The organism is Parasedimentitalea psychrophila (assembly GCF_030285785.1).
In the GTDB taxonomy this organism is placed as follows: Bacteria; Pseudomonadota; Alphaproteobacteria; order Rhodobacterales; family Rhodobacteraceae; genus Parasedimentitalea; species Parasedimentitalea psychrophila.
Genome location: NZ_CP127247.1, coordinates 3978582 through 3993876, shown reverse-complemented (window position 1 = coordinate 3993876; position 15295 = coordinate 3978582). Strand labels below are relative to the sequence as shown.

11 protein-coding genes are annotated in these 15295 nt (G+C 56.4%); 5 read left to right on the top strand and 6 right to left on the bottom strand.

All coding sequences use genetic code 11. The annotated features are described in order from the left end of the window. Positions 1-8: 8 nt before the first annotated feature. From QPJ95_RS19345 to QPJ95_RS19335, 3 genes are all read right to left on the bottom strand, one after another. Positions 9-440: a universal stress protein gene (locus QPJ95_RS19345; RefSeq protein WP_270918945.1), complete on the bottom strand. Its 432-nt coding sequence runs from the start codon at positions 438-440 to the stop codon at positions 9-11. Then, positions 437-3049: a TRAP transporter permease gene (locus QPJ95_RS19340; RefSeq protein ID WP_270918946.1), complete on the bottom strand. Its 2613-nt coding sequence runs from the start codon at positions 3047-3049 to the stop codon at positions 437-439. Before QPJ95_RS19340 ends, QPJ95_RS19345 begins: the two co-directional genes overlap by 4 nt. 111 nt (positions 3050-3160) lie before the next feature. Further along, the gene (locus QPJ95_RS19335; protein WP_270918947.1) at positions 3161-4126 is read right to left on the bottom strand and encodes a TAXI family TRAP transporter solute-binding subunit; all 966 of its coding nucleotides are present in this window, start codon (positions 4124-4126) and stop codon (positions 3161-3163) included. A 532-nt stretch (positions 4127-4658) separates the two neighbouring features. On the opposite strand from QPJ95_RS19335, the gene QPJ95_RS19330 reads away from it, so the two are divergent. The 5 genes from QPJ95_RS19330 (at position 4659) to QPJ95_RS19310 (ending at position 8825) form a co-directional block, all read left to right on the top strand. Then, the gene (locus QPJ95_RS19330) at positions 4659-4868 is read left to right on the top strand and encodes a hypothetical protein (protein WP_270918948.1); all 210 of its coding nucleotides are present in this window, start codon (positions 4659-4661) and stop codon (positions 4866-4868) included. 121 nt (positions 4869-4989) lie between these two features. Continuing rightward, on the top strand, positions 4990-5859 hold the full coding sequence (locus QPJ95_RS19325; RefSeq protein ID WP_270918949.1) for an FAD binding domain-containing protein: 870 nt from the start codon (positions 4990-4992) through the stop codon (positions 5857-5859). Then, positions 5856-6335: a (2Fe-2S)-binding protein gene (locus tag QPJ95_RS19320; protein WP_270918950.1), complete on the top strand. Its 480-nt coding sequence runs from the start codon at positions 5856-5858 to the stop codon at positions 6333-6335. The genes QPJ95_RS19325 and QPJ95_RS19320 overlap by 4 nt, the downstream gene beginning before the upstream one ends. After that, positions 6335-8587, top strand: coding sequence for a xanthine dehydrogenase family protein molybdopterin-binding subunit (locus QPJ95_RS19315; protein WP_270918951.1), 2253 nt, complete (start codon positions 6335-6337; stop codon positions 8585-8587). The genes QPJ95_RS19320 and QPJ95_RS19315 overlap by 1 nt, the downstream gene beginning before the upstream one ends. Next, the gene (locus tag QPJ95_RS19310) at positions 8577-8825 is read left to right on the top strand and encodes a MoaD/ThiS family protein (protein ID WP_270918952.1); all 249 of its coding nucleotides are present in this window, start codon (positions 8577-8579) and stop codon (positions 8823-8825) included. The genes QPJ95_RS19315 and QPJ95_RS19310 overlap by 11 nt, the downstream gene beginning before the upstream one ends. Before the next feature lie 114 nt (positions 8826-8939). Here QPJ95_RS19310 and QPJ95_RS19305 read toward each other — a convergent pair whose 3' ends face one another. From QPJ95_RS19305 to QPJ95_RS19295, 3 genes are all read right to left on the bottom strand, one after another. Beyond that, positions 8940-12068: an efflux RND transporter permease subunit gene (locus tag QPJ95_RS19305; protein WP_270918953.1), complete on the bottom strand. Its 3129-nt coding sequence runs from the start codon at positions 12066-12068 to the stop codon at positions 8940-8942. Positions 12069-12071: 3 nt separating this feature from the next. Then, the gene (locus QPJ95_RS19300; RefSeq protein ID WP_270918954.1) at positions 12072-13232 is read right to left on the bottom strand and encodes an efflux RND transporter periplasmic adaptor subunit; all 1161 of its coding nucleotides are present in this window, start codon (positions 13230-13232) and stop codon (positions 12072-12074) included. Positions 13233-13410: 178 nt separating this feature from the next. After that, positions 13411-14931, bottom strand: coding sequence for a class I adenylate-forming enzyme family protein (locus QPJ95_RS19295; RefSeq protein ID WP_270918955.1), 1521 nt, complete (start codon positions 14929-14931; stop codon positions 13411-13413). Positions 14932-15295: the final 364 nt, after the last annotated feature.

Here is a 15295-nt window from a genome sequence, read left to right as displayed (position 1 = left end):
CATTCGTTTCAGCGTACCACAAAGACCGAGCAAACCGAATGCCGGACCACCCTGGCGGCGTTTGGTCCCAACAGGTAATCCTGTAAATCCGGCTTGTGCGCGCCGATTACAATCAGGTCTGCCCCAGCCGTTTTGGCTGTTTTCAGGATCTCCTGATAGGCGGTGCCGGTTGCCACCAGATGGCGGATCTTCGCATTCAGCTCAGCCCCCACCACCTGTTCACAGACTTCACGTAGCCGTACAGACGTTTCCTTGACCGCTTTCTCGTGGTGATGCTCTTCGAAGAATCCCGACACCCAGCTTTCACCAAAATCGGGCAACACCGTCACCACATCCAGTTGCGCACCGTCTTGTTCAGCCAGCCTGGCCGCCTGAACAAGGACTTTAGTGTCAGTCTCGGCATTGCCAAGATCAACCGCACAAAGGATAGACTTGCTCATGCTGGTACTCCTTCTTTGCTAGCCCGTCCGCGCTGCAGCATGGCAACCAGGGCCAGCAACAATAACGCAGGCAGGAACACCAGTTCCTTGGGCAGTTGATCGGCTGGCGCCTGAACAGAAGTGATCTGAACCGGCTCATCCCCATAGAAATCAAAAACGCTGTCAATTTTGGTTAAAAACGGGGTGCCAAACATCGGCTCTTCCAGTTTCATCAGACCGTCTTCCTCTAGCATCATGAAGCCATAGGCGTCAGCACGGGTTTGCCCGTCACCCTGGTCGTCGATCACCATCACCACAGTGGTCGATTTGACCTTGGAGGTGTCATAATCGGGGCCTTGGATCGTAATCCGCAGCTCACTACCCGGTTCAGCTGCTGTCAGCGCCTGTACAAGTTCGGTCGGCGCGACGTCGGTATGGGCGGGCATTAGCCGGTCCATAACGAAGTCAGGCCTGAACAGGACAAAGGCAACCAGCACCAACGCAACACTCTCATAGATACGGGATTTGGTGAGGAAGTGGCCCATAGTCCCTGCTGTGAACACAAGGATGGCAATGGTCGCTGATATCGCCACCACAATCCCTTGAACCAATGTGACATCAATCAACAGCAGGTCGGTGTTGAAGATGAACACAAACGGCAGTGCCACCGTGCGCAGGCTATAGAAGAACGCGATGAAACCGGTTTTGATTGCGTCGCCGCCTGATACCGCTGCTGCGGCAAAACTGGCTAGCCCGACCGGCGGTGTCACATCTGCCATGATACCAAAATAGAACACAAACAGGTGTACTGCGATTAGTGGCACCACCAGCCCTGACTGTGCGCCCAGTTCGACCACCACACCGGCCATCAGCGAGCTGACAACGATGTAGTTCGCAGTTGTCGGCAATCCCATACCCAGAACAAGGGAAAGCAGCCCAACCAGCACCAGCATCAGGATCAGATTGCCGCCCGACAGGAATTCGACCAGATCCGCCATCACCTGACCAATACCGGTCAGGGTCACGGTGCCGACAATGACACCCGCCGTGGCGGTGGCCAGTGCAATACCAATCATATTGCGAGCGCCTTCGATCAAGCCGTCCCACAAATCGACAACACCTTCTTTAAAGGCATTGGCTGTTTCGCTTTCGCCGCGGAACATGGATTTGATCGGTTTTTGCGTCAACAGGATCACGAACAACAGTGCCGTCGCCCAAAAGGCGGACAGCCCCGGTGATTTCTGTTCGATCATCAGGAAGTAGACCAACACAATGATTGGCAGCAGGTAATGCAGACCAGCCTTGTAGATCTCGCCCACCACCGGCAGTTCAACCACCTTGGCGTTTGGATCATCTGGCACCAGGTCTTCAACCCCAGAGGCAACCCACAACAGCCCCACATAGGCCGCAGCCACCAGGGCAGACAACACCAGATTAGATGCGCCGGGCAACAGGTAAGTCACCAGCTGAACCGGATATTGCACGCCGTAGCACAGCGCCGCAAAGCCAGCAAAGAACAGTGCCATGCCGCCAATCGTTCTGCCCATCGACACCACCCGGTTGCCCAGGGTTGGCATGTTGCGCTTCACCGCCTCCAGATGCACGATATAGACCAGCGCGATATAGGAAATCGTCGCCGGCAGGAACGCGTGGGTGATCACCTCGACATAAGAAATGCCGACATATTCCACCATCAGAAAGGCCGCAGCCCCCATCACCGGCGGCATGATCTGACCATTCACAGACGACGCGACCTCAACCGCACCAGCCTGCTCTCTGGAAAAGCCCACCCGCTTCATCAGCGGGATGGTGAATGTACCGGTGGTCACCACGTTGGCAATCGACGAACCGGAGATCAGCCCGGTCGCAGCCGAGCCAACCACCGCCGCTTTGGCCGGACCACCGCGCAGGTGGCCAAGGGCGCCAAAGGCCATCTTGATGAAATAATTGCCCGCGCCTGCTTTGCTCAGCAAAGCGCCAAACAATACAAACAAGAAGACAAACTTGGTTGAGACACCCAAAGCGATGCCAAACACCCCTTCTGAGGTGATCCACATATGGCTCATTGCCTTTTTCAGGCTGGCGCCTTTCCAGCGGATCACATCCGGCAGCCATTCAGACGAGCCGAAGAAGACATAGCCAAGGAAAATGACCGCGATGATCGCCATCGCCGGGCCCAGGGCGCGACGGGCTGCTTCGAACAGCAGTACTAGGCCAACAAGCGCAAACCACTTATCGACATTGTCCGCCAGACCACCTGAGGCCACAACTTTTTCGTAAAAAATATAGCCATATAGCGCAATTATGGCGCCGCCCACCGCCATAATCCAGTCCTGAACCGGGACAAAATTGCGTGGGCTGGTCTTGAGCATTGGATAGGCCGTAAAGGCCAGGAACATGGCAAAGGCCAGATGAATTTGCCGCGAATTGTTGACCACGCTTCCGGGTAACAAGACGTTGGATAGTGGTGAGGCCAAAATGACCTGAAACACCGACCAGATCACCGCGACAATTGCCAGAAACAGCCCGATTGACCCCGGAGGGTTTCGCGCGCCGGCGTCCGATGAGGACACCAGGTCTTGCAATTCATCTTCGGTAAGCGGCCGATTTTCATGAACATCAGATGTCATGGATAATCTCCCTATGGCCGTCGTTCATACGCGGCCTTGATTTTGACGCGCGGGTTTCCCTAAGCGTGAAACGGGGCGCTAAAAGCGCCCCGCCGTATTACAACAGTTGGATTATTCGATCCAGCCTTGCTCTTTGTAGTACTTTGCAGCACCGGGGTGCAGCGGAGCAGACAGACCAGCTGTCGCCATTTCCTCTGGCTGCAGGTTGGCGAATGCCGGGTGCAGCTTGCGGAAGGCGTCGAGGTTGTCAAACACCGATTTCACCACGGTATAAACCGCCTCGTCCGAAACCTGATCCGAAGTTACAAAAGTTGCACCAACACCAAAGGTCATGGTGTCCGCATCCGATCCACGGTACATGCCGCCCGGAATGGAGGCGGTCCGGTAGAACGCATTGTCGGAGATCAGGCCGGCAACCGCATCACCATCCACGGTCACCAGGACGGAATCACAGGCGGTGGTGGCTTCCTGGATCGAACCCGACGGGTGGCCAACGGTGTAGACCATCGCATCGATCTGGTTGTCACACAGGGCAGCGGACTGCTCAGATGCCTTCAACTCGGTTGCCAGTGCAAAAGCGTCCATGCCCCAGCCCTTGGCGTCCATCAGAACTTCCATAGTGCCGCGCTGACCGGAACCGGGGTTGCCGATATTGACTCGCTTGCCCTTGAGGTCATCAAAGGTAGTGATGCCTGCATCCGCACGTGCCACCACGGTAAAGGGCTCCGGGTGAACCGAGAACACAGCCCGCAGACCTTCGAATGGTCCCGCGTCTGAGAACTTGGATGTACCGTGGAACGCGTGGTGCTGCCAATCGGACTGCGCCACACCAAATTCCAGCTCGCCTTCACGGATGGTGTTGATGTTGTAGACCGAACCGCCGGTAGATTCGACCGAGCAGCGAATACCGTGCTCTTTGCGGCCTTTGTTGACCAGACGGCAAATTGCGCCGCCGGTTGGATAATAAACACCCGTGACGCCACCGGTTCCGATGGTGATGAACTCTTCAGCCATAGCTGCAGGTGCGAAGGTCGCGGCGGCCAGCAACGCGCCTACGGTCAGTTTAGTACTTGTCATGATCAAGTCTCTCCCACTTGTATTGTGCATAGATCGGGACCGCGGCCATTTTATATTCCACTGGATTAGGATCCCAGTCGATTTTTACTCGGCATGATATGCCGGTTTTTTTGCCTTGTCCCCGATCTCTCTAACGGTTCCATCCTCCAATGCTCAAGTCAAGACTATGCATTATTGCCACAGGCTGGATGGTGGTGAATTCTGCTTATTTGACAAACTCGATGCAATTTTCCCCGCCAACAGGGGGCATGCCCTTTGTGGGGCGGCCGTTTCATGCCGTCTGATGAAGGAATATATCACGCATCAAAGACAGCCACTGAAGGCTACCGCTCGCAATACTTATAACAAAAATGCATATTAATAAGACTTTCAATTATAACGGATCAATCTAAGGTGGCAATGGGACTGTCAAAACAAGTAAAATTGCCTATGATAAGTTTCCAACATGACAAGTTGCTAAAAATCCGTTAGCAACCTCCAAGATTATTACCAGACCGATTATAATTATATGTTTTCTTGTGGAGTGGTAACAGTGACTTATTTGAGCCAAGTTATTTCTGACAACCCAACAATCGATAATTTTTGGAGCCTTGAGCGATGTGTATCGCTGGCCGCGCGGTCTGAGCCGCAAGGCACGGGATCGCCTCTGCTGTTCGACGTCGAGCCGGAATTCCGCACCACTCCTCGCAAATGGGACCTGATCCTGACAGCGGCCCATGAACGGGGTATGCGGGCGCGCTAATTTCAAACAATGCCGTCTCGTAATTTGTTTAGATCACCTTATACCGATGGACCTCGGCGCGACGCCCGCATATCCTCCTGCTCTGGAAAAACCACTTCCCGAAACGAGCCAAGGAGCATTTATGCAGTACCATAGCCCAAATACATTCGAGGATGCAGCCGCATTGGCCGTTTCCGCAGCGGGTGTGACCCGGTTTCTGGCTGGCGGCACTGATGTATTGGTACAATTGCGGGCTGATATCATCACCCCTGACACTGTTATCGACATCAAGAACATCCCCGGGGTCCGCGACATAACACGCAATGATGATGGCAGCTGGACTTTGGGTGTTGCCACCTCCGGTGCCGAGATGCGCGAACACTTCGAATTGGGGCAGGATTGGCCCGGCCTGGTCGAGGCAATGGACCTGATCGGTTCAACCCAGGTGCAAGGCCGTGCCACTTTGGTGGGCAACCTCTGCAACGGATCACCGGCCGCCGATTCAGTGCCTGCCATGGTCACGGCCGGCGTTGAATTTTCAGTCACCAGTTCAGAGGGCACCCGTCGGGTCGCGGTGATGGATATTCCGGCCGGTCCCGGCCGCACTCATCTGGCTCAGGGCGACGTCATTTCAGCGGTCCATATTCCCGCACGCGGCGCGCGGGGCGGAGATGCCTATCTGCGCTTTATTCCACGCACCGAAATGGATATTGCTGTGGTCGGCTGCGCCGTCAACCTTGCGCTGGACGAGGCCGGTGTCATCACCCAGGCCAGCGTCTCGCTGGGGGCCGTAGCGCCGACCATCCTACGATTGGATGAGGCTGCTGATGCCTTGATCGGATGCACCCTGGACGAGGCCACATTGGACAAGCTAGCCACGGCGGCCTCGGCCGCCTGTAATCCAATTTCTGACAAACGCGGCACCGTTGAGTTCCGAACTCATGTGGCCGGAGTTCTGGCCAAACGCACCGCCAAAATTGCCTATGCGCGCGCGCAGGGAGTTACCAAATGAAGACCACACATGTTACCGCCACAGTCAACGGCGACACCGTCGAATACCTATGTGACCCGCGTGAAACGCTGCTGGATGTACTGCGCGACCGCCTCAACCTGACCGGCGCCAAGGAAGGCTGCGGCACCGGCGATTGCGGTGCCTGCTCGGTCACTGTGGATGATCGGTTGGTCTGCTCCTGCCTGATGCTGGGGGTCGAGGCCGAGGGGAAGACTATCACCACTGTCGAAGGTATGGCAGATGGCGAAAACCTGCATCCCTTGCAGAAAAAGTTCATCGAATACGCTGCCTTACAATGTGGTATTTGCACACCCGGAATTCTGGTGGCAGCAAAATCGCTGCTTGAAAAGAACCCGGACCCAACAGAGACCGAGGTTCGCTATTGGTTGGCGGGAAACCTGTGCCGCTGCACCGGCTATGACAAAATCATTCGCGCAGTAATGGATACAGCTGCAGACATGCGGGAGGCTTCCTAATGGCTTTGGACGATCACAAAAATACTGATTTTAAATTCATTGGCACCCGCCCTGACCGCCCAGACGGGCTGGACAAGGTCACCGGCCGGGCGCGTTTTGGCGCCGATGCCTATGCCCCCGGCATGTTGCACGGAGCCATTGTGCGCAGCCCCCATGCCCATGCCCGAATTGTGCGCATTGATACCACAGCGGCCGAGGCCCTGGAGGGTGTCAAAGCCGTGGTCACCCGGGCGGATTTTGCGGCGGATCTGTCAGGCGAATTTGGCTTTGTACTGGAAAACGTCATGGCCGGGGAAAAGGCACTCTATGATGGCCATGCGGTTGCCGCCGTTGCCGCAAGTTCGGCGCTGATCGCCCGGGATGCCGCCAAGCTGGTGCAGGTTGTCTATGAAATCCTGCCCCATGTGACCGATGTGGATGCCGCCATGGCTGCAGATGCACCGGTGCTGAACGACACTTATGCAGATGCCACGGTTCCTGCTGGTCTTCACCCGAATGTGGTGCGCTATCACGACAGTGGTCACGGCGATGTTGAGGCCGGGTTTGCCGCTGCTGATCTGATTGTCGAAGACAGCTTTAAAACCGAAGCCACCCACCAAGGCTACATCGAGCCGCATGCCTGTCTTGCGACCCTGGGTAATGATGGCAAAGGCGAGTTGTGGTGCACAACCCAGGGCCACTGGATTGCACAGAAGACCTGTGCTGCCCTGGTTGGCATCGACACCTCGCAGCTGCGGGTCACCGCCTCTGAAATCGGCGGCGGTTTTGGCGGTAAAACCACGGTGTTTATCGAGCCCGTCGCCCTGGCCTTGTCCCGCAAAGCCAACCGGCCGGTCAAAATTGTGATGAACCGGTCTGAGGTGTTTCGCGCCACCGGGCCGACCTCATCGACATCCATGGATGTCAAAATCGGCATGATGAAGGACGGCACCATCACTGCGGCTCAGGGCGTTTTCAGGTTGCAGGGTGGCGCCTTCCCCGGCGCTCCCATGGAATTCTCTGCCATGTGTGCCTTTGCCCCCTATAATCTGGAAAACGTCAAACAGATCGGTTACGACGTCATTTCCAACCGCCCCAAACAGGCAGCCTACCGCGCGCCCGGCGCCCCTATGGCATCATTTGCAGTTGAATCGGTGATTGATGATTTGTGCAAGCAACTGGGGCTGGACCCAATTGAGGTCCGCCTAAAAAATGCCTCGCGTGAGGGAACCAAGGCGTCGTATGGCCCTCGTTTCCAGCGCATCGGACTGGTTGAAACGCTTGAGGCCGCCAAGACGCACCCGCATTATACAGCACCGTTGAAACCCGGCCAGGGTCGCGGCGTGTCCTGCGGGTTTTGGTTTAACCACGGCGGCGAAACCTCTGTTAGTCTTGCGCTTTCCGAGGATGGCACCTGCCAAATTTCAGTCGGAACGCCGGATATCGGCGGCTCGCGTGCCTCAATGGCGCTGATGGCTGCCGAAGTTCTGGGCATCGCTTACGAGAACTTCCGGGTCACCGTCGCGGACACCGCAACACTGGGGTATAACGATGTCTCCCACGGTAGCCGGGTGACCTATGCATCAGGCCTTGCCACCATCAAAGCGGCGCAGGACGCTGTTGCCAAACTGTGCAAACGGGCGGCTGCCAAATGGGGCATTCCCGAGGACGCGGTGTATTGGGAGGATGGCTTTGCCAAACCTTCGGGCGCCAATGCCGGAAACTTCGATCCCATTCCATTGGCAGAGATCACCAAAGACATGGGCTCGACCGGTGGTCCGATTTCCGGCCATTTCGAGGCCACGCCAGAAGGCGCCGGAGTGTCCTTTGGCACCCATATCGTTGACGCTGAAGTGGACCCTGAAACCGGCAAAACCGCCGTGGTTCGCTACACCGTGATCCAGGACGCCGGCAAGGCGATCCATCCGACCTACGTGGAGGGGCAGTTTCAGGGTGGCGCCGCTCAGGGTATCGGCTGGGCGCTGAACGAGGAATATATCTACGGCGAAGATGGCCGCCTGCAGAATTCGATCTTTCTGGATTACCGGGTGCCGGTGGCCTCGGATCTGCCAATGATCGACACGGTGATTGTTGAAGTTCCAAACCCAGGCCACCCCTACGGTGTGCGCGGTGTTGGCGAGACCGGGATTGTGCCGCCGCTGGCGGCAATTGCCAACGCGGTTTCAGCGGCAGCCGGGGTGCGTTTGCGGCATCTGCCAATGTCGCCACCGCGGATCCTGCGGGCGCTGAAGGCGCAGGCAAGTGAGGGTTGAGGTCCATCTTTGGTCGGGGTTACGCAGCCTGACCGGTGGGCTGGAAAAAGTATCGGTCGAGGCCGCCAGCACCGGAGAATTACTGGCGGCCCTGGCCAGGGATTACCCGCAACTGGCGCCGGTGATCGAAGCCGGGGTCTCGGTCGCGGTAGACGGGCGCATCATTGCATCCAGTCTGACCGAACCGCTTGGGCCGGACAATGAGATCTATTTGATGCAGCGCTTGAAAGGTGGCTAATCCTTGGGGCGCTGCCCCAAACCCCGGGATATTTTCAGCCAGATGAAAGCCGGATCAAAGAAAAAGCCCGCCGAGGTGATCGGCGGGCTTTTTTATTGGTGATCAGTGATGCGGTTATTCCGCGGCTGTCTCCGTTTTTGTGGTGCCTTTGGCCCATTCCCTGAGGCCTTGCATAAAGGCGTAGAGAACCGGGATAAGAATGACCCCAACAACGGTGGCCATCAGCATTCCCCCGAACACCGCGACCCCGATGGCCTTTTGGCTGGCAGCACCGGCTCCCGAGGCAATCAGCAGTGGCACCACCCCCAACAGGAAGGAAAAGGCCGTCATCATCACCGCTCTGAAACGCTGGCGGCCGGCCTCATGTGCGGCCTCTTTGATCGACAGCCCTGCGGCGCGGCGCTCCATTGCAAATTCGACAATAAGAATACCGTTCTTTGCCGCCATGCCAATCAACATGATCATGCCAATCTGGGTGTAGAGGTTGATATCACTTCCGGTGATGGCAACCGCAACAACCGCGCCAAACATCGCCACGATCACCGAGAGCAGAATGGCCACCGGCATGGTCCAACTCTCGTATTGAGCTACAAGGAACAGATAGGTGAACAGTACCGCCATGCCCAGAATGACGACAACCATGCCTGAGGAGGACAGCTGTTGCTGCGCTGTGCCGGTCCACTCAAAGCTATAGCCCGGCGGCAATGCGGTGGCGGCCTCTTGCTGCATCACCCGGATCGCATCGCCGGTGGACAATCCAGCGACGGGCACCGCCGTCACCGTCGCCGAGCGGAACATATTATGGCGCTTCAGGATGACCGGCCCCAGGATGTTATCCACATCGATCAAAGTCGAGAGCGGAACCATTTTACCGCCCTGCGAGCGAACATAGAGGTTGCCGATATCCTCTATCTTATCGCGGTAGGAGCCATCGGCCTGAACCATCACCCGGTAGACACGACCAAAGAGGTTGAAATCATTGATGTAATACGATCCCAAATGGGCCTGCATGGTCAAGAAAACTTCGGCAATTGAGACATCCAGAGTTTTGGCCTTCTCCCGGTCCAGATCAACATAGACCTGTGGCACATTGGCCCTGAACGTGGTGTAGGACTGACCGATTTCGTCGCGCTGATTGGCTGCATAGACCAAAGACCCAACGGCGGCGGCCAGATCCTGGGGCGTTCCGCCAGCCGTTTGCTGCACCTCCATTTCGACGCCGGCTGACATGCCAAGACCCGAAATCGGTGGCGGGTTGAACGCCACGATGCTGGCGGCGGCCTCGCCGTTGGCGATGCCATACACTTGGCTCAGAATGGCGGTTGGGCCAAGGTCCGGCGTTGGCCGCTCATCCCAGGGGTCCAGATTGATGATGATCATGGCACCATTGGCACTGGCCCCATTCAGCATGCTGAACCCGTTGACCAGAATAGTGCTGCGTACCCCCGGGATCTGTTCGATCTGTCCATTGACCCGTTTGGTCACCACTTCGGTGCGCCCCAGTGCTGCGGCATCCGGGAGCTGGATATCGACAAACAGATAGCCGTTGTCCTCGGCAGGCAGAAACCCTTTGGAGGTTACCCCAAAAATGGTGCCTGTGCCCGCGTACATAGCCAGCACGATCGCCACTGCCAAAAACGGCCACCTGAGCAACCGGCTCACAATACCAAGGTATCCGGTCCGCAGGACATCAATTGCGCGCTCGAATTTGGCGAGCAGCCCGGTTGGCGGCCCGGAGCGGGCCTTGAGCACCAGGCCACACAGGGCTGGCGACAGGGTCAAAGCATTAATCGACGAGATCACAACCGCCACCGAAATGGTCACCGCAAATTGCGAAAACAACTCGCCGGTGATCCCCGGCATAAAGGTGACCGGCACAAAAACGGCCAGCAGGACCAGCGTTGTTGCAATCACCGGACCGGTGATCTGGCCCATCGCCTTGCGGGTCGCCTCTCGCGGTTCCAGGCCTTCTTCGGCGATCAAACGCTCGACGTTTTCCACCACAATAATGGCGTCATCCACCACGATGCCAATGGCCAGGACCAGGGCAAACAATGAGATTGTATTGAGCGACATGTCCAGCAAAAGCAAAAATGCGAAAGTGCCAATCAAGGATACCGGGATCGCCACCATAGGAATGATAGTGGCCCGCCATGAGCCCAGGAAAACAAAGACCACGGAGACAACCAAAGCAAAGGCAAGAATCAGTGTCGAAATAACATCCGAAAGAGATTGTTCCACAAAATCAGTCGTGTTGAACGGTACGGAATAGATCACATCGTCCGGAAAAGCCGTTGCCAACCGGTCCAATTCTGCCAAAACGGCTGCGGAAACAGCCAGCGCGTTGGCGCCGGGGGCTTGATAGACCGCAAGAATGGTGGCTTTTCTGCCGTCATAATACCCTGAGTTGTTGTAGTTCGACGCCCCTAATTCCACCGTCGCCACGTCCTTAACGCGTACCGTGCTGCCGGCCTCTCCCGTTCTGATGACGATATCACCGAATTCTTCAACCGATGTCAGCCGCCCCTTGGACTTGATGGTATATTGAAAGGTTTGATCGCCTGGGATCGGTGGGGCGCCAATCTGGCCAGCCGAGACTTCCAGGTTCTGCTCTTTTACAGAATTGATAAGATCCCCCGGGGTAATGCCCAAAGCGGCCATTTTCTCAGGGTTCATCCAAATGCGCATCGAATAGCTGAGCCTGTTAAGAATATCAGCCTTACCAACACCAGCAACGCGGCTTAGCGCGTCCTTGATATTGATCTCGGCATAATTGGACAGAAACAGGTCGTCATAAGTGCCGTCTGGCGAGGTGAGAGTAGCGACCAATAACATGTTGGTCGAACTTTTCTGGGTCACAACGCCCGAGGAGGTCACCTCTGTTGGCAGGCCGGACATTGCCTGTGCGACCCGGTTTTGCACGTTAACCGAGGCAATATCGGGGTCGGTACCGACTTCAAAAGTGACAGAAAGCGAATAGCTGCCAGTGTCTGACGAGCTTGACGACATATAGATCATGTCATCAACGCCGTTCACCTGCGCCTCAATGGGGGCCGCGACGCTTTTCTCGACGGTTTCGGCATTGGCCCCGGTGTAACTGGCGGTGACGCTGACCACCGGTGGGGTGATATCAGGGAACTGAGAGACCGGCAGAGCCGTATAGCCAATCAGCCCCATGATGGTCAGGACCATGGAAATCACGATCGCAAACTTGGGTCGCGAAATGAACAAGGATGAGAACATGATCTATTCTCCGGCTTGGTTGGCGAGGATCGGATCGACTTTTGCACCGGGGCGGATCCGTTGCAGGCCTTCGACGACCACTGTCTCACCGTCGCTCAGACCCTCCAGCACGATAATGCCGATGCCAACAACATCGCCGGTCTTAATGTAGCGCTGTTGCACCAGCTGCTGATCGTCAACCACCAGCACAAAGGTTCCTTGTTGATCCCGTTGAATCGCGGCTTGGCTGATAACAATTCGGTCAACTGTTTTTTTGGATTCCAGCCCAACCGTCAAATACGACCCATCAATAATCCAGCGGTTGGCGTTTTCAAATTTTGCGCGCACAGTGATAGCGCCGGTGGTCGGATCTATACGGTTGTCAGCAAAGGCAATTCTGCCACGCTCTTCCAAATCATTGCCATTGGGCAACACCACAAAAACTTCGATCAGCCCTTTCTGCTCTTGTTCGGTGTCTGCCTCCTGTTGGATCTTTTGCAAAACGTTAACAAACTGTTTTTCGTTCAGCGCAAAAGCAACGTAGATCGGAGCCTCTCGCACCAGGTTCACCAGGGAATTGCTAGTCGGTCCGACCACATCACCGACACTCACTTCGATGCGACCGATGCGGCCGGAAAAAGGGGCGTGAATTTCGGTATAGCTCAGATCCAGATCGGCTTGTTGAATGGCCGCCTTGGCGGATCGCACCTGCGCCTCAGCCACTTTTTCATTGGCCCGCGAGGTATCGCGCTCGGCCACCGAAACGGCGCCACGGCTCATCAGTTCTTCCTTACGGGCAAGGTCCAGCGATGTCAGTTGCAGATTGGCCTCTGCCTTGGCCAGATCAGCCCTGCGCGCCTCAAGCGTTGCCTCATAGGCGCTCCGCTCGATCCGGAACATCAGGTCGCCTTCCTGCACGTCCGATCCGTCCGCGACCAAAACCTCTTCGAGAAAGCCACTGACGCGTGCAATGACATCGACCTTGTCGATCGCTTCGCCGCGGCCAATGAAGGTTTCAGAAGTCCGCATTGGTTTGGTCAGCGCCGCCATCACCGAAACTTTTGGTGGCGCCGCTGCCTGCGCCAGGACGATCGGCGCGGCACTCAGGGTCAAAGCCGTGCTCAGCAGCACAATTTTTGCAAAACCTCTGCGGTTTGAGCTCAATGGGCTAACGATTTTTCTCATTACTGCGCCTCTCATTTGGTATCCAACAGGCGGCAGCCCATTCATTCAAAAGGAATGTTTTCGATACACGGAATCAATTTATCCCATAATTACCGAGCCAGCAGACAACCGCAAGAAACCAGATCCACGCAGGAGAAGAAATCCAACGGTCACCCCAATGAAATTGGCGGAAAAACTCTCATTTCACAACCAATTGGCGCAGTTCGGTCTTGATGACCTTACCATAGTTGTTTTTGGGCAAAGCCGTCAGCACCACATATTCCTTTGGACGCTTGAAGCGGGCGATATTGGCGATGCAAAGGGCATCCAGCATGGCCAGATCCACAGACTGACCGCCAACAGGTACAATGCAAGCAACAACCTCTTCGCCCCATTCCGCATGTGGCCGCCCCACAACCGCGACTTCGGCGACGCCAGGATGACCCAACAAGACCTCCTCTACCTCCCGCGGGTAGATGTTCGAGCCTCCGGAAATGATCATATCCTTGGAGCGATCATGCAGCGTCAGAAAACCGTCTTCATCCAGTGCGCCCATGTCTCCGGTCCACAACCACCCATCCCGAATGGTTTGCGACGTTGCTTCAGGATTGTTCCAGTAGCCGATCATCACCGCCGGGCCCTGCACCACAATCTCACCGATCTCCCCCACGGGCAGGGTTCTGCCGCGTTGATCCACAACTGATACACGGCTGACCATCTGCTGTCGGCCAACACTGGCCAATCTCTGGTGCCACCGGGGGTGGCTTCGATCGGCGACGGTCTCACGCGGCAGCACGGTGATTGCCATCGGGCATTCGCCCTGACCATAGATCTGAACAAATCGAGGCCCAATGACCTCGACCGCCTCGGTGATATCAGCAAAATACATCGGCCCGCCGGCGTAAATCACATGCGCCAATCCGTCACCGGATCTGCCGCTGGCTTTGGCATAATCAACCATGCGCCGCACCATAGTTGGCGCCGCAAACATCGACACCCGGTCAAACTGCGCCGCAAGATCAAAGATCTCCGGGGCATTAAAGCCACCGGAGACGGGACAAATATGCCGGCTGCCCCCGATCACATGCATAAAGTTGTAAATCCCGGCACCGTGGCTCATCGGGGCTGCATACAGCGTTGCATCGGCAGAACTATGCGACCCGACCCCGGCAAGATATCCGGCGATCATCGCCATCATATTCCCGGCGCTGATCATGACGCCCTTGGGGCGGCCAGTGGTGCCCGATGTGTAGAACAGCCAGATCATATCGTTGGCGGAGAGTGCCGCCGGCCTGGCCTGTTCAGGTGCATCGTAAAGTCCTGAGAAACTCTCCTCGCCGGCAATAATCACCGCGTCGAGGCAACTGGGCCTGACGGGTTCCAATTCAGCAGCGTTTGAGGCCGAGGCGAACACCAGCCGGGCGCCTGCATCTTCGATGATCCAAGCGGCCTCTTTGGCGTGAAGCTTGGCGTTGATCGGCACGGCAACCGCTCCGGCCCACCAAATACCGTACAGAGCCTCCAGATACTCGGTTCGGTTCTGCATCAGGATGGCCACAGGGTCACCGACAGAAATCCCCCGCTCAACAAGCGCCCCGGCAATCGATGCGGCCCGGCGGGCGAAGGTGCCGTAATCGGCTGCAAGCTCGGTTCCGCAATACAGCGCCGGAGCTTCAGGAGAGGTCTTTGCTGTGCTTAATAGCCATTCTGCCGGGTTCATATCTTCGCCTTCCAGTTTACCGCCCTTGTGTTTGTAATGTCAGGGAGTTCGCCCAATTGTAGCCTCAGGTCCGCATCGAACAAGTGGCGACCGTCGTGCTTCGCTGTTACCCCACGTCCAGTCGTGGCGACGCCAAACTGTAAGGCGCTTTATGGGGCCGCTATAGCGCCAGACTGAGAAGTAACCCGCGCGGAACGTGCAATAGTGACCTGTGAGGCGGATTAAATTAATTTCGTTATTTCAATGCATTACGGTATGAATTTGGGAATACAGACCGCATTGGTCGCATTACGCGCGTTCCGGGCTCATATTTCCCCCCTTACCGCTTGTAATTGTTTTGAATCCGTTTCACCTTCGCTTGTAT

What these genes read in the sequence shown, in the direction of transcription:
- QPJ95_RS19345 (WP_270918945.1), bottom strand. Translation starts at nt 440, where the DNA reads ATGAGCAAGTCTATCCTTTGTGCGGTTGATCTTGGCAATGCCGAGACT.
- QPJ95_RS19340 (WP_270918946.1), bottom strand. Translation starts at nt 3,049, where the DNA reads ATGACATCTGATGTTCATGAAAATCGGCCGCTTACCGAAGATGAATTG.
- QPJ95_RS19335 (WP_270918947.1), bottom strand. Translation starts at nt 4,126, where the DNA reads ATGACAAGTACTAAACTGACCGTAGGCGCGTTGCTGGCCGCCGCGACC.
- QPJ95_RS19325 (WP_270918949.1), top strand. Translation starts at nt 4,990, where the DNA reads ATGCAGTACCATAGCCCAAATACATTCGAGGATGCAGCCGCATTGGCC.
- QPJ95_RS19320 (WP_270918950.1), top strand. Translation starts at nt 5,856, where the DNA reads ATGAAGACCACACATGTTACCGCCACAGTCAACGGCGACACCGTCGAA.
- QPJ95_RS19315 (WP_270918951.1), top strand. Translation starts at nt 6,335, where the DNA reads ATGGCTTTGGACGATCACAAAAATACTGATTTTAAATTCATTGGCACC.
- QPJ95_RS19305 (WP_270918953.1), bottom strand. Translation starts at nt 12,068, where the DNA reads ATGTTCTCATCCTTGTTCATTTCGCGACCCAAGTTTGCGATCGTGATT.
- QPJ95_RS19300 (WP_270918954.1), bottom strand. Translation starts at nt 13,232, where the DNA reads ATGAGAAAAATCGTTAGCCCATTGAGCTCAAACCGCAGAGGTTTTGCA.
- QPJ95_RS19295 (WP_270918955.1), bottom strand. Translation starts at nt 14,931, where the DNA reads ATGAACCCGGCAGAATGGCTATTAAGCACAGCAAAGACCTCTCCTGAA.